Origin of the sequence: Sphingomonas cannabina (assembly GCF_021391395.1) — a bacterium.
Taxonomy (GTDB): Bacteria; Pseudomonadota; Alphaproteobacteria; order Sphingomonadales; family Sphingomonadaceae; genus Sphingomonas; species Sphingomonas cannabina.
On the sequence record NZ_CP090059.1, the window covers coordinates 571,478 to 586,027 of the forward strand.

The following is a 14,550-nucleotide window of genomic DNA, read 5'->3' on the forward strand; positions in this document are numbered from 1 at the left end:
TCGACGGGTTGTGCCGGTGCGTTTTCCGCTTTACTGAAAGTTGAACCAAGTTTCAACTTTGGAAATTCGGGCGAGGATGGGATGATGGGCCGGTGACAAGGGACAGCGTACCCGCGGCGGCACGGCCGATCGACGCGACCAGCGCGGACAAGGCGCCGCGCACCGAGCGCGGGCGGCGGACGCTGAACGCGATCCTCGACGCCGCCGCCGCCGAGTTCGGCGAGAAGGGCTTCCATGAGGCGTCGATCAGTGGGATCACGCGCCGCGCCGGCGTCGCGCTCGGCAGCTTCTACACCTATTTCGATTCGAAGGACGAAGTGTTCCGCGCGCTGGTGCGGCACATGTCGAACCAGGTGCGCGACCATGTCGCCCCCGGCATCCGCGCCGCCAAGGACGGTATCGCCGCCGAGCGTGCAGGCCTCGCCCAGTTCATCGCCTTCGTGCGCGAGCACAAGGAGATCTACCGCATCATCGACGAGGCCGAGTTCGTCGATCCGGAAAGCTTCCGGGCGCATTACGCGACTACCGCCGAGCGCATCCGCCAGCGGCTCGAGGCGGCGGTGGCGCGGGGCGAGCTCCGCCCCGGCGTGGGAGAGGTTCATGCCTGGGCGGTGATGGGGATGAACGTGTTCCTCGGCCTGCGCTACGGCGTGTGGGCGGAGGATGTGGCGCCCGACGAGCTCGCGGACACGGTGGCCGAGATGCTGGCGCGCGGGATTGGAGCTTAGCGGTCCAACGCTCACCGTCACCCCGGCGAAGGCCGGGGTCCACCAAGCAGCAGCGACCGCCGCTTGAGATTCTTGCTCAGTGCTTGCCGCACGGTGGATCCCGGCCTTTGCCGGGGTGACGGGGGAAATTATGCAATCGTCGGCAGGATCCCGCCTTCCACCCGGATCGCCGCGCCGTTGGTGGCGGCGGCAAGCGGGCTGGCGAGGAAGGCGACCGTCGCCGCGACCTCCTGCGGCTCGATCATGCGCCGGATCAGCGAGGTCGGCCGCTTCTTCTCCAGGAACTCGCGCTCGATCTCTTCGGCCGGCGCGTCGGGATTGCTCGCGCCGCTGCGCAGGAAATCGACGATCCCGGCCGAGCGCGTCGGTCCCGGCATCACGGTATTGACGGTCACGCCGGTGCCGCGCGTGGTCTCGGCGAGGCCGCGCGAGATGGTGAGCTGCGCGGTCTTGGTCATGCAATAGTGGATCATGTCCGGCGGCACCATCAGCGCGCCTTCGCTGGAAATGAAAATGATGCGGCCCCAGTTCCCGGCCTTCATTGCCGGCAGGTAATGGCGCGAAAGGCGCACGCCGCTCATCACGTTCACCTCGAAGAGGCGGAACCAGTCGGCGTCGTCGATCTCGCCGAAGTCCCTGGGCTCGTAGATGCCGAGATTGTTGACCAGGATGTCGGCTGCCGGGACCGCGGCGATCAGCGCCGCCGCACCCTCGGCCGTGGCGGGATCGGCGAGCACGGCGCGGACGTTCCCGCCGATGTCGGCTGCGGCATCATCCAGCTTCTCCTGCGATCGGCCGCAGATGACGACGTTCGCGCCCTCGGCGGCGAGGCGCCGGGCGATCTCCAGCCCGATCCCTGCGGTCGAGCCGGTGACGAGCGCGGTCTTGCCGTGAAGTTCAAGGTCCATGGGTCGGTTCCTTCGGTTCAGAGGGAGGGCCGCGAGGCGCGGCTGGCGAGGACGAGCAGCAGCCCGGCGCCGGCGATCAGCGCGCCGGCGATCGGCACCGCCGCATAGCCGAGCCCGAGCGTGATCGCCGCAGCGCCCGCGCCGGCGCCCAGCGCATTGCCGAGGTTGAACGCGCCGATGTTGACCGAGGAGGCGAGCCCCGGCGCTTCCGCGGCGGCTTGCATCACCCGCATCTGCAGCGGCGGCACGACCGCAAAGGTAGCGGCGCCAAAGATGACGAGCGCTACGCCCGCGCCAGCCTCGCTCTTCGCGAGCAGCGGGAAGGCGAGCATGATCAGCACGATCACCGACAGGAACGCGATCAGGCTGCCGTCGAGCGACTTGTCGGCAAGCTTGCCGCCGGCGACGTTGCCGATGGTGAAGCCGACGCCGATCAGCACCAGCATCGCCGTGACGAATCCCGTGCTCGCGCCGGTGACATGCGCCAGCACCGGCGCGACATAGGTGTAGAGCGTGAACATCGCGCCGGCGCCGAGCACCGTGGTGAGGAGCGCCAGCAGCACCGCGGGCCGACCGAGCACCGTCAGCTCCCGCCGGATATCCGGCATGGCGCCGCGGTCGCCCCGCGGCAGCGCGAGCGCGACGGCGATCATCGTCAGCACGCCCAGCCCGGCGGCGCCGGCGAAGGCCGCACGCCAGCCGATCTGCTGCCCGACCCAGGTCGCCGCGGGCACGCCGCCGACATTGGCGATGGTGAGTCCCAGGAACATGGTCGCGACCGCGCTCGCGCGCTTCTCCGCCGGCACCACGCTCGCGGCGACCAGCGAGCCGAGGCCGAAGAAGGCACCATGCGCCATGCTGGTCACCACCCGGGCGACCATCAGCGAGGCATAGCCGGGCGCGACCGCCGACAGCAGGTTGCCGACGGTGAACACCGCCATCAGCACGATCAGCGCGGTCTTGCGGGGGAGCCGGCCGAGCCCGAGCGTCATCAACGGCGCGCCGGCCATCACGCCCAGCGCATAGGCACTGACCAGCATCCCTGTGGCGGGGATCGAGGCATGGACGCCCTCGGCGATCACCGGCAGCAGCCCCATCGGCGAGAATTCGGTGGTGCCGATACCGAAGGCGCCGATCGCGAGCGCGAGCAGCGGCCAGGCGGAATTCGTCTCGCTCTTTCGGGCGAAGGTGGCGGGATTGGCGCAGGCTTCCATCGTCAGCGATCCTGCCGGGCGGTGAAGCGGGGATGGTTGGCGGATGTCCGCATGATTGAACCCTTTTCCGTGATGGCGTGTTGCGGCGCGGAAGATGGGTTGCCCGGCGCGGCTTGATTATCCCCTCCCGAACCACTTCATTGATGAAGTAATTTCACAGATAGGACCGTCCGGACATGGATAACCGCGCCGGAGAGATGCAGGTGTTCGTACGCGTGGTCGAAGCGGGCAGCTTCTCCGAAGCGGCGAGGCTGCTCCGTATGACACCCTCGACGGTGAGCAAGTTGGTCGCGCGCATAGAGCGGCGATTGTGCGTGCGGCTGCTCGAACGCTCGACGCGGCACTTGTCGCTTACCGCCGAAGGGCATGTCTATTACGAGCGCAGCCTGGCGCTGCTCGCCGAGCTCGACGACATCGACCGCGGCGTGATGCAGGGCGCGGCTGCCACCGGCGGCACGGTGCGCGTCACCACCACCGTCACCTTCGGCGTGCACGCGCTGGAACCGATCCTGCCGGAATTCTGGCGCGCCTATCCCAACATCGTCGTCGACCTGTCGCTCTCCGACGAGATCGTCGACCTCTATTTCGACCGCACCGACGTCGCCTTTCGCACCGGCACGCTGCAGGATTCGCGGATGACCGCGCGGCGGATCGGCGTCTCGCATCGAAAGATCGTCGGCTCGCCGGCCTATTTCGAGCGCCACGGCATCCCGGCCACGGTCGACGATCTCGCGCGGCACAACTGCCTAGGCTTCAATTTCCGTCGGCTGGCGCCGGTCTGGCCGATCAAGGAAAGCGGACGCATCGTCGACCGCAACGTGCGCGGGTCGCTGCTCGCCAACAATGGCGAGACGCTGCACCGCATGGCGCTTGCCGGGGTCGGGCTAGCCCGGCTGGCAGATTATCACGTCCGCGACGACATCGCTGCCGGCCGGCTGGCCGAGGTGCTGTCCGGCGAGAGCGACGAGGAGCCGCTGCACGCGCTGTTCCTCGGCGGAATGCGGATGCCGCAGCGGGTGCGTGCCTTCCTCGACTTCACCGTGCCGCGGCTGCAGGCATTCGTGGCGGGATAGCTGGAACGGCTACCCTATTCCGTTCGTGCTGAGCTTGTCGAAGCACCGTTCTTCTCTCGCTTCGGAAAAAGGGCGGCCCTTCGGCAGGCTCAGGGCGAACGGAGCTGGTTATTTCTTGAGCTTGTCCTTGAGCGCCGCCAACCCGCCGAAAGGACCAGCCTCGCCTTCGCTCAGCACGCCCGCTTCCTTGAGCGCCGCCGCGGCATTGGGGCCGCGCGGGAAGGGATCGAGCGACAGCAGCAGCGTCTCCGCCGCCGCCTCGCCGAGATCGATCGCGCCGCCGGTGTAGAAGACGGTATCGCATTCGTCGGCGTCGAGCTCGACCTCGTCGGTGGGCGCGTCGGGCTCGGGCAGGAAGCGCAGTGCGAAATCCTCCTCCAGCGTCGTCGGTAGCGGCTCGTCGGTGACGACGCAGGCCTGCGTCACCGCCGCCGACAGATGTCCGCGCGCGACGATGCCAGTGGCATCGCGCCGCAGGGTGAAACGGGCTTCCAGCCGATCGATCGCAATGCAACCGAAGCGCTTCGCCAGCGCCGCGCGCTCGCCCTCGTCGGCGGTGACGGTGACGTTCGATTCGCCCGCGCCGATCGCATCCAGCCGATGCGGCCGCGAGAATTCGGGTGCGGCGGTCATGGCAGCCTCCCTTCGATCAGCGTCTCGGCCGGCGTCGCCGCCAGCGCACGGTGAAGGGCGAGCAGGCCTTCGCGCACATGCGCCAGCGGTTCCGGCGCGGGCGGGTGGTCTCGGTAGAGATTGCGGATGAGCGCACGGTCGATCGAGCCCGCCGCCAGCCCCTCGCGATAGGCGCCGAGCCGGCCGCCCAACATGCTCATCATCCTGCCGACGTGCTTGCCGACCAGGACGTCTCCGATCCCGATCTCGCGCAGCTGCGGGTCCATGTCGTCGACGAACCGCTCGGCGAGTGCGACGCCGACGGCTTCGGTGCCCGGTTCCGCCTCCAGCCGCAGCAGCACCAGCGAGAGCAGCGCGGCGATCATGTCGAATCGGCCGTCGATCGTGTCGGCGACCTTGCCTTCAGCATACCAGTGCGGCTCACGCGCGCGGGCCACCACCGCCCGGTAGAGCGTGACCGCTTCCTCCTCCCTGCGGCCGAACAGCCGATCGATCCAACCCACCTTGTCAACGTCCTTGAAAAGCCGCGGCTTGTTCGCCGCATCGTCACCGCATATTGAGGCGGACGGCGAGGGATGCAAATCCGCGCCCGTATCGTCCGGAGAGTTTCCATGTTTCGTCCCGCCGCCGTCCTGCTCATCGCCGCTGCCGCGGGGCTTTCCGGCGGCTGCACGCCGCTGCGCGGCCATCAGGGCTATGTCGTCGATGCCGATCTGGTGAACTCGGTGCAGCCGGGGGTCGACAACCGCGAATCGGTGACGCGCGTGCTCGGGCGGCCGACCGTCGGCGGCCAGTTCAACGATCGCGACTGGTATTATGTGTCGCGCGACACCCGCAACCTCGCGTTCAACAATCCCAAGGCGATCCGCCAGGTGGCGATCCGCGTCAGCTTCGACCAGAACGGCACGGTGACCGCGATCAACCGCACCGGCATCGAGCAGGTCGCGGAGGTCACGCCCTACGGCAAGACGACGCCGACGTTGGGCCGCCATCGCGGCTTCTTCCAGGATCTGTTCGGCAACATCGGCACGGTCGGCGCGGGCGCCGGCGCGCCGGGCGGCGGCGACACCGGGCCCTGACCCTTTCAATTGGCTGACCGGCGCGTTCGCGCCCGGTTCAAGCGACATCTCCTATGCATCGGGACGAGATGCGGCGCGTGCCGCGTCCGTAAGGGAATAGGAGGATTTATGCGCAAGTTGATGATGACCGCGCTGATCGCCGCGGTGGCGATGCCGGTGATCGCTCCCGCCCCCGCCAGCGCGCAGTCGCAGGGCGAGATCCGCCGCGACCGTCGCGACCTCCGCGAGGAGCGGCGCGAGTTGCGCGACGCCTATCGCCGCGGCGATCACCGTGACATTCGCGAGGAGCGCCGCGACGTGCGCGAGGCGCGCCGTGAGCTTCGCGAGGATATCAACGACCGGAACCGCCGCTGGGGCCGCGACGACTGGCGCGGCTGGCGCGATCGCAACCGGGGCCTCTACGCGCGGGGCAATTGGCGGGCGCCGTTCCGCTACTACAGCTTCCGTCCGGGCGTGCGTATCGCGCCGACCTATTGGGGTTCGCGCTACTGGATCAACGATCCCTGGCGTTACCGCCTGCCGCCGGCCGGCCGCTACCAGCGCTGGGTGCGTCACTACAATGACGTGATCCTGGTCGACACGCGTCGCGGCTATGTCGTCGACGTGATCCGCGGCTTCTACTGGTAAGAGCCTATTCGGAAATGTGCCCAGCGGCACATTTCGGCGGCACCGGCCCGCTCCCCCACCCGGCCACCCATCAGGGTACGCTCGTGGGTGGCCGGGTGGGGGAGCGGGCCGGTGCCGCATTCCCGAATAGGCTCCAAAACCGCTCCGGGTTCGGCCGCGTCGCAGATAAGCGCCGACGCGGCCGGGCGCCGGGAGGGACGCCTGGTCCCCGAAAGGGAAGGGACCTGCGCCACGCAACGCGCGAACCGCCGATTGGTTCGCTGGCGATATGATTTGTATTTCAGCGGATGGTGAAGCGGACCTGATCGACCGTCCGCCCGCCGAGATCCACCAGCCGCAGCAGATGTGATCCCGGCGGCGCCAGCAGCAGCGGCTGCGCGTCGGCGGCGCCGATGTCGTGCCGGTCGAGCAGCAGCCGGTGCCCGATCACTTCCCCCGACACCGATACCGCGAGCCGCTGGCGTGACGGCGGGATATCGGGGTCGAGCGCATAGACGCTGCCCGACACCGGCGTGGTGATGCGCGGCCGGCGCGCGGCGGCGGGGGCCTCCGCCAGCTCGGCCTGGCTGGTGCCGGCAAGGAAATATTCGCGGCGCGGCTGCTCGATGGCGCCGGCGAAGCGCACCGTCCGTGCCTCGATCCCCTTGGGCGTCGGTGGCGGCCCGCCACCATCGCCGAGCGCCAGCATCACGTCGCGCCACACCGGCGCCGCCCCGCTGGTGCCCGAGACGGCGCGCATCGGATCGCCCTCGAGATTCCCCACCCAGACGCCGACGGTGTAGCGGCGCGAGAAGCCGATGCACCAATTGTCGCGCATCGCCTTGGAGGTGCCGGTCTTGGCCGCCGCCCAGAACGGCAGCCGCAGCGCCGAATCGAGCCCGAAGGTGGCGGCGCGCGCCGCCGGATCGGCCAGGATGTCGGCGACCAGCCAGGCGGCCGCGGGCGTGGTGATCGCGCGCGGCGCCTCGCGCGGGGCGTCCGTGGTCAGCCTCAGCGGCGACCAGCGCCCGCTGTTGGCGAGGCTGCGATAGGCGTCGACCTGCTGGCCGAGCGTCACCTCCGCCGATCCGAGCGCCAGGCTGAAGCCGTAATAATCGCCGTCCTCGGTGAGGCCGCGATAGCCGGTGTCCCACAGTCGGTCGCGGAACGCCTCGACGCCCGTCAGCAGCAAGGTGCGCACCGCCGGCACGTTCAGCGACCCCGCGAGCGCGGTCCGCGCCGACACCGGTCCCTTGAACCCGCGATCGTAGTTCTGCGGCACGTAGAGGCCCGAGGCGGTGTCGAGCTGCACCGGCGAATCGTCGAGTATCGACGCGGGAGTGAGATAACCCTTCTCGAATCCCATCGCGTAGAGGAACGGCTTCAGCGTCGATCCCGCCTGGCGATAGGCGTTGGCGCCGTCGACCTGGGGCGCGGTCGAGGCGCCACCGATCCCGCCGACATAGGCGAGCACGTCGCCGCTGGCGTTGTCGACTACGATCACCGCCCCGTCACGCGCACGGCTGCCGCCGAGCCCCTGGAGCTGGCGCCGAAGCGCAATGATCGCGACCTGCTGGATGCGCGCGTCGAGCGTGCTGGTGACCTTCATCCCCGGCCTGGTCAGCAACCGGGTCGCGAGATGGGGCGCGAGGCCGGGATCGAGCGCGAGGCTCCGCGCCGGCCCCAGCATCGATGCGGCCATGCCCTCGAAGCGGCTGCAATCCCGCTCCTGCCCGAGCCGGCACGCTCGGCCGGCGATCCGGGGCGCCGTCGCTGCCGGATTGGGCAGCAGCGCCGTCAGCAGCAGCGCGTCGTCGCGGGTGAGCGCATCGGGTGTCTTGCCGAACAGCCCGAGCGCGGCGGCGCCGATCCCCTGCGCCTCGCCGCGGAAGCCGGCGAGGTTGAGATAGGCCTCGAGGATCTGGTCCTTGCTCCAGCGCGCCTCCAGCGCCCTGGCCGCGCGCATCTGCCGCAGCTTGTCGAGCAGCCCGCGCGCACCTGGCGCGGCAAGGTCGGGCGAGAGATAGGCGGCGAGCTGCATCGACAGGGTCGAGGCGCCGCGTGCGCGCTCGCCCTGCATCCGGTCGCGCAGCGTGCCCGCAAGGCTCCACCAGTCGACGCCGTTATGGCCGTAGAAGCGATGGTCCTCGGCCGCGACCAAGGTCGCCTTCATCGGCTCGGCGACCTTGTCGAGCGGCGTCCAGGCGAGGCGGCGGCGCTCGAAATCGACGCGGATGCTGTCGACCAGCCGGCCGTTGCGGTCGTAGAGCCAGGCCTCGGACGGCTTCCAAGCGGCGCGGACCTGAGCGTAGCTCGGCAAAGGCGGCGGGCGCGTGATCCAGTCGGCCCCTGCGACCGATGCCGCAAGGGCGAGAATAGCGGCAAGGGCGATCCACTTGTTCCGTTCGCGCTGAGCTTGTCGAAGCGCCGCCCTTCCTTTTTCGAGAAGAGAAGAACAGGGCTTCGACAAGCTCAGCCCGAACGGGAATTGGGGCACGTCCACCACGACATCACCGCTGCGTCACGACCATCGGCTGGTTCGGCCATTGCGCGCGGATCGCGGGCGAGTACATCGCCTCGACCCGCGTCGGCGGCACCTGCAGCCGACCGACGCCGTTCAGCCGCATGACGTAGGAGACCTTGAAGGTCCCGCGCGGCACCCAGGCGAAATAGGCGCGCCACGCGTCCTTGCCGCGCTCGATGTAGCTCGGGCTCACCCCTTCGCCGGCGCCGGCGAGGTCGCCCAGCATCGACGACTGGTTGGCCGCGCCGCCGACGACGGTCGCGCCGGCGGGCACCGGATCGCTCACCACCACCCAGTTGCGCTCGGCCGAGGCGTCGACGGTGATCGTCACCTTGATCACGTCGCCGCGGGTGAGCTGGCCCTTGGTCCGCGCCTGCACCACCTCGACCGCCTTGGTCATCTTGTAGCCGGCATTGAGCGGCTGGCGGAGCGGCACCGCCGCTTTGACCGTCACGAACGCCCACGGTCCGCTGCCGCCCGACTGGGCGAGGCGCAGCGGCGCCTGCGCCGCCGGCAAGGCCAGGCTGAAGCGGCGCTGGTCGGGTGCGAGCGGCCAGCTCCGGCTGATGCTCGAGCTGCCGAGCGAGGCAGTGGTGATCCCCGCGATCGCCTCGGCCGGGTACATCGCCATGAAGCGCTGCGCGAGCACCGTCCCCCAGGCGTTGGCGGTGGTGTTATCCCAATGGCCGCGCTGCTGGCGCTGGGCGACGCCGACCATCATCTTCGCCGCGTCATCCTGCCAACCCGGCCGGCCGAGCACCGCGAGCAGCGCCTTGATCGCGCTTTCGTCGCCCGAGGACATCAGCCACCATGGCGCATTGTCCTTGTCGGAAAGATCGAGCCGCGTGCCCTCGTAGACCAGGCGCGTGCGCAGCACGTCCTCCGCCTGGCTGCGCAGCGCAGCGCCGTTGGCGAGCCCCGGCACCTTGCCCAATGCGACGATATAGTCGGCAAGGCTGGCGGTCGGCATCTCGTTCGGGGCGAGCCCGATCTGGCCGAGCATGTCGGGCGTCGCCGCCCCGGCGCGGGCCAATGCAGCGAAGGCGTTGAGGCGCTGGAGCCGGACGTCGCCATAGTCCTCATGCCTCAGCCGCCCGTCGAGCACCGCCTTCAGCGCCTCGATCATCCGGCCGCGCGGGGCCTCGGGCACCGGCAGCCCGGCCTCGGAGGTCAGCGCCAACACATAGGCGGTGAGCGCCTCCGATCCCGGCAGCGTCTCCGACGGCCAATAGCGCAGCAGGCCGTCGCCATCGAGGTAGGTCGGCATCTCGCCCGCGAGCGCCGTCCACATGCCGCCGTCGCCGAGCGCCACCGCGCGCGACAGCCGCTGCTCGAAGCAGCTGTAGGGATAGGCCGCCATATAGTCGCGCACGCCGGCGAGCGGCGGCGCGAGCGTGTCGGTCAGGCTGACCTCGACGCTGCCGAGCCCCGGCAGCGCCCCGGCCGGCGGGCCGACCACCAGCGAGGTCGCCTCGCCGACGCGAGTGAGCGAGGAGGCCCATACCTCCACGGGCACCGCGGGCGCCACCTCCTGCGCGACGGTGATGGCGTCGCTCGCCTTGCCGTCGGCGGACCTGGCCGTGACCTTCCAGCTCAGATTGCCGGGCATCGACGGCGCGGTCAGGTTCCAGGCGACCGGCACCGCGCCGCCCGCGGGAATCGTCACCTCGATCGGTCGGCCGCGCGCGATCGCCGGCGTCACCTCGACGGTGGCCGAGACCTTCATCGGCCTGTCCGACGCGTTCCTCAGCGTGAAGCCTGCCGCATACCAGTCGCCGGTGCGCACCAGCGGCGGGAGCCCCGCGAAGATCTGCAGGTCCTGCGACGTGCGCACGCTCGTCTCGCCGGTGCCGAACAGCTGCGGTCCGGAGGTCGCGACCGCCACCAGCTTGAACGAGGACAGGGCGTCGCTGAGCGGTACCGCGACGCGCGCATGGCCGTTGCCGTCGAGCGCGAGCCGCCCGCGCCACAGCAGCACCGGCTGGAAATTCTCGCGGTTGAGGCCGGACAGGTCGCCGCCGCCGCCACCGCCGGGCTCGGCGGTCTTGCGGCCATAGTGGCGCTTGCCGACCACCTGCATCTGCGCGGTCGAGGTCAGCACCGAGATCGGCCGCTCGCCCATCATCGCGGTCAGCAGGTCCCAGCTGTCGTTGGGCGCGAGCTGCAGCAGCGCCTCGTCGACCGCGACGAAGGCGACGTCGGCGGAGGCGGCGGGCTTGCCGTCGGGACCTCGCACCGCGACGTCGACCTCAGCCGTGTCGCGCACCGCATAGCGGCCCTTGTCGGCCTTCACCTCGACGCCGAGACGATGCGCCTCCCATCCCACCTTCACCTTGGCGATGCCGAGGCGATAGGCCGGCTTGGCAAGGTCGACCGTCGCGGTCGGCCGCGCGCCCTCGCGGCTGAACCAGGGCAGCCCCCAGTCGCGCGCGAGGTTGGACAGCCACAGCCACCAGCCGCCGACGCGGCCGCGCACCGCCATCACCGAGACGAACACGTCCGGCGCATAGGTGCCGGGCATCGGCACCTCGACCACCGGATCGGTGCCGGACAGCTGGGTGACGAAGCTCGACAGCACGCCCTCGCGCTCGACCGTCACCAGCGCGGTGGCGTTGCGGAACGGCATCCGCACCTGGAACTTCGCGGTCTCGCCGGCCTTGTACTCCGCCTGCTCGGGGATCACGTCCATGCGGTCGCCATTGTCGCCGCCGAACCACCAGTCGTCGTCGCCGACCAGCCACACCGACCGCACCGCGCGCGCGACATTGCCGTTGGCGTCGGTGGTGGTGGCCACCGCATAGACCTCGCCCGACACGCCCGGATCGAGCTGGCATTCGGCGAGGCCGAGCTTGTCGGTCGTGGTCGAGCATGATCCCGACAGCTTGGTGGTCTTCGCCTGGTTGTCATAGGCGTAGAAGCCGCCGATCAGCCGCCGCCGCGCGGTCAGGATCTCGCGGCTGTAGAGCGCGACCTCCACCCGCTGCCCGGCGATCGGGTTGCCGTCGGTGTCGAGCGCGACCAGCTTGAGGCGCAGGTCGTCCTGCTTCATCAGCCAGCCGTCGGTCCTGACGCCGAGCTGCACCGCCGAGGCATAGATCGGGATGCGGCGCGAGGCGGTCAGCGTCTCGCCGTTGGCGTCCTGATAGTCCATCTCGACCAGCATGTCGGTGCCGGCGTCGAGCGCGGGCACGTCGACCGTCGCCTTGCCGGTACCGTCGCCGCCGAGCGTCACCGGCAGCGATTGCGTCGGCGGCAGCTCGGCCGCCTCGTCGGCGTCCTCGCCGTCGCCGTTGAGCGGCTGCACGCCTTCCTTCACCGCCGCGCCGCCGAAGGTGTAGGCGTCATAATTGGCGGGTGTGGCGGAGCGCCGGAAATAGCCGATGCGCAGGTCGACCGGCAGGTTGGAGGCGCCGCCGCCGGACAGATAGCCGGCGTAGAGATCGAGCGGCATCGTCTTTGGCCTGACCTGCGCCTCCTTGGGCCCGGTCACCGTCGCCTTCATCGTCGGCAGCTTGTATTCGTCGACCTTGAACGACTGGCCGCTGGAGATGGTGCGGTCGCCCACCACCATCTGCACGTCGTAGTCGCCCATCGGCGCGCCCTGCGGCGCGGTCCATTCGTTCTCGCCGGTGCCGTTGGCGTCGATCGACAGCGGCAGTTCGAACTGGGTGTCGGAGCCGCGGTGCGACAGCTTGAGCGTGCCGGTGAACGGCTCGCCCATGCGGAAGCCGGCACCGTTCGGCACGCGGACGATGTGCTTCATGTGCACCGTCTCGCCCTGGCGGACGAGCGCGCGGTCGAACACGGTGTGGACCACCTCGCTGCGCTCGCTCCAGCCATAGGGCAGGTCGAAGTCGTAAGGCCGGATGCCCTCGCCCCAGCTCGTCAGGTCGAAGGCGAAGTCCCCGGCCTTGCGTGCGGAGATCATCAGCGGATGGTTGGTGCTGTTGTCCTCGCAGCTGCCGTAGGTCTCGGGGTCGGGCAAGCCCTTGGTGACCAGAAAGCGACCCTCGGCGTCGGTGGCGCCGCGCGCCAGGATCGCACCGGTGCAGCTGTCGGAGACGCGCACGTCGGCGCCCGCCACCGGCTTGCCGCTGCTGAGCTCGGTCACCCAGGCGAGCGAGCCCTCGCGGCCCCATTTGAAATGCACGCTCATGTTGGTGACGAGTGCGCCCGCGGTCACGTAGCGCGGCGCATCGCGGCCGAGCAGCGCACGGCCGAGCGCGGGGCTGGCGAGCTCGACCACGTAGAAGCCGGGCTGCTTCAGCGGGATGCCGACGACCTCGAACTCCTTGCCTTTGCCCGGCAGGCCGACGTTGAGCGCGGCGCCGCGTCCGGCCGGGATCAGCGGCTTGGAGGCGGTGTTGTTGATCGTGACGGTCTCATCGCCGCGCTTCACCTCCTCGAAATCCGATTCTTCATGCTCGTCGAGCCGGCGCAGCCAGGCCGCGACGTCGGCATCGGACGCGTCGACCTTGAGCGTCTGGCCGGAGACGCTGGCGACCTGGCCGCCGAGCGAGGGCTCGACCGCGCGCACCGTCACCGGCAGCACGCCGCCTTCCTCGGCCTCGAGCACGCCGAACACGGCGGCGAACTTGACCAGCGGCGGCGCCGCGTCGAATCGCACATCCAGCGGGAATCGCTCGGCGTTGGAGAGCGGACGGCCGCTCTCGTCCTTCACATCGGCGGGCAGCGTCAGCTTGGCGGTGGTGGCGGCTGGCAGCGGTGCGGAGAAGCTGACCTGGCTCACCACCGCCTTGGTCTGGTCGTCCTTGTCGATCTTCGGCGTCAGCGTCTTGCCGTCGGGCAGCGCGATGCGGATCGCCTCGGCCTGCGCCCTGGGGATCGGCGCCGAGAAGCGGACATAGGCGTCCTTGACCGGGTTGCAGCCGGCCTGCGGATTGACCCGGCTGCATTCGAAGCGCGCGGTGAACGGCTTGCGCACGGTGAAGTCGAAACGCTGGTCGGCTCCCGCAGTGCGGCCGGCGGCGCTGACGCCCGCGCCCCACACCAGCGCCATGTCGCGCCCGGGCGGCAGCGGGCGGCGGCACTTGACCGCGATCACGCTCGCCAGCGCCTCGTCCCGTGCCTTGGCCTCGGCCGGCAGCGCGCTCGGCAGGTTGGCGCTGGAGAGGAAGCTCGAGACCTGCCAGCGATCGATGCCGAGCTCGGACAGCAGCTTGCCCGGCAGCGCCGCGTCGAGCACATCGACCGGAATCTTCTCGCCGAGTCCGTCGACCGCGCAATAGGCGTTGGCACCGACCGAGGCGCGGTCGGGCGCCATCGCCGCGGCGACCAGGAATACCTGGTCCTCCTCGATCTCGCCGTCGTAGTTGCCCGGCAGCACCGCCCGCGCGATCGGCCCGCCCGAATCGACCTTGAACGTCGAATTGCCGGTGACCTCGTAGCCGGAGACGCTCTTGAGCCCCGCGGCCAGGTTGAACTCGCACGTGGTGCCGCCCGGCAGCGGGCTCGCGAACTCGTAGACCCAGGTCGACTGGTCCACCCAGCGCCCCTCGCCCGCGCAGGCGCTGGCCGCCGGCGCCTTCGCACGCGGGTCGCCGAGCGGCACCATCGCCGCCGAGAAGCGCAAGGTGAACCGCTCGATCGCGCCGTCGCCGATGCCCGGCGTGGCCAGGATCACGCGCGGACTGGCGTCGCCCTGGGCAGTGAGCGGTGCAAGCGCGGCGGCAAGAATCGCGAGGCGAACGGCGAGCTTCACGGCGGATTCCCCTTTTTGTTGCCAACCTGAAACGGCGGCCGCGCCGAGTCCAGCGTCTCGATA

10 protein-coding genes are annotated in these 14,550 nt (G+C 70.0%); 4 read left to right on the forward strand and 6 right to left on the reverse strand.

Features of this window, described 5'->3' with window-relative positions; genetic code table 11:
- Window positions 1–92 precede the first annotated feature (92 nt).
- Window positions 93–728, forward strand: a complete 636-nt coding sequence (locus tag LZK98_RS02905; protein ID WP_406693761.1) for a TetR/AcrR family transcriptional regulator — start codon at window positions 93–95, stop codon at window positions 726–728.
- A gap of 128 nt (window positions 729–856) precedes the next feature.
- On the opposite strand, the gene LZK98_RS02910 is transcribed toward LZK98_RS02905, so the two are convergent.
- Window positions 857–1,636 (reverse strand): SDR family NAD(P)-dependent oxidoreductase, encoded by a 780-nt coding sequence (locus tag LZK98_RS02910; RefSeq protein ID WP_233784854.1) that lies wholly within the window; start codon window positions 1,634–1,636, stop codon window positions 857–859.
- Between the two features lie 17 nt (window positions 1,637–1,653).
- Window positions 1,654–2,850, reverse strand: a complete 1,197-nt coding sequence (locus LZK98_RS02915) for an MFS transporter (protein ID WP_233784855.1) — start codon at window positions 2,848–2,850, stop codon at window positions 1,654–1,656.
- A 176-nt stretch (window positions 2,851–3,026) separates the two neighbouring features.
- Between LZK98_RS02915 and LZK98_RS02920 the strand changes: the two genes are divergently transcribed.
- A complete protein-coding gene (locus tag LZK98_RS02920) occupies window positions 3,027–3,923 on the forward strand; it encodes a LysR family transcriptional regulator (RefSeq protein WP_233784856.1) in 897 nt (298 codons plus the stop codon).
- A 108-nt stretch (window positions 3,924–4,031) separates the two neighbouring features.
- Here LZK98_RS02920 and LZK98_RS02925 read toward each other — a convergent pair whose 3' ends face one another.
- Window positions 4,032–4,556, reverse strand: a complete 525-nt coding sequence (locus LZK98_RS02925; RefSeq protein ID WP_233784857.1) for a YceD family protein — start codon at window positions 4,554–4,556, stop codon at window positions 4,032–4,034.
- A complete protein-coding gene (locus tag LZK98_RS02930; RefSeq protein WP_233784858.1) occupies window positions 4,553–5,059 on the reverse strand; it encodes a ubiquinol-cytochrome C chaperone family protein in 507 nt (168 codons plus the stop codon). Before LZK98_RS02930 ends, LZK98_RS02925 begins: the two co-directional genes overlap by 4 nt.
- A gap of 108 nt (window positions 5,060–5,167) precedes the next feature.
- Here LZK98_RS02930 and LZK98_RS02935 point away from each other — a divergent pair, with 108 nt between their 5' ends.
- Both LZK98_RS02935 and LZK98_RS02940 read left to right on the forward strand, forming a co-directional pair.
- Window positions 5,168–5,635, forward strand: a complete 468-nt coding sequence (locus LZK98_RS02935) for an outer membrane protein assembly factor BamE (RefSeq protein ID WP_233784859.1) — start codon at window positions 5,168–5,170, stop codon at window positions 5,633–5,635.
- A 108-nt stretch (window positions 5,636–5,743) separates the two neighbouring features.
- The gene (locus tag LZK98_RS02940; protein WP_233784860.1) at window positions 5,744–6,262 is read left to right on the forward strand and encodes an RcnB family protein; all 519 of its coding nucleotides are present in this window, start codon (window positions 5,744–5,746) and stop codon (window positions 6,260–6,262) included.
- A 280-nt stretch (window positions 6,263–6,542) separates the two neighbouring features.
- Here the strand turns inward: LZK98_RS02940 and pbpC are convergent, their stop codons facing one another.
- Together pbpC and LZK98_RS02950 are read right to left on the reverse strand one after the other, a co-directional pair.
- Window positions 6,543–8,633, reverse strand: coding sequence for a penicillin-binding protein 1C (gene pbpC, locus LZK98_RS02945; RefSeq protein ID WP_406694162.1), 2,091 nt, complete (start codon window positions 8,631–8,633; stop codon window positions 6,543–6,545).
- Window positions 8,634–8,751: 118 nt separating this feature from the next.
- Entirely contained in the window at window positions 8,752–14,487 is a 5,736-nt protein-coding gene (locus tag LZK98_RS02950) for an alpha-2-macroglobulin family protein (protein ID WP_233784862.1), read from the reverse strand.
- Window positions 14,488–14,550: the final 63 nt, after the last annotated feature.

Bases quoted from the DNA above. Each gene is read 5' to 3' on its own strand.
- LZK98_RS02935 (WP_233784859.1), top strand. From the start codon at position 5,168: ATGTTTCGTCCCGCCGCCGTCCTGCTCATCGCCGCTGCCGCGGGGCTT.
- LZK98_RS02910 (WP_233784854.1), bottom strand. From the start codon at position 1,636: ATGGACCTTGAACTTCACGGCAAGACCGCGCTCGTCACCGGCTCGACC.
- LZK98_RS02915 (WP_233784855.1), bottom strand. From the start codon at position 2,850: ATGGAAGCCTGCGCCAATCCCGCCACCTTCGCCCGAAAGAGCGAGACG.
- LZK98_RS02920 (WP_233784856.1), top strand. From the start codon at position 3,027: ATGGATAACCGCGCCGGAGAGATGCAGGTGTTCGTACGCGTGGTCGAA.
- LZK98_RS02925 (WP_233784857.1), bottom strand. From the start codon at position 4,556: ATGACCGCCGCACCCGAATTCTCGCGGCCGCATCGGCTGGATGCGATC.
- LZK98_RS02940 (WP_233784860.1), top strand. From the start codon at position 5,744: ATGCGCAAGTTGATGATGACCGCGCTGATCGCCGCGGTGGCGATGCCG.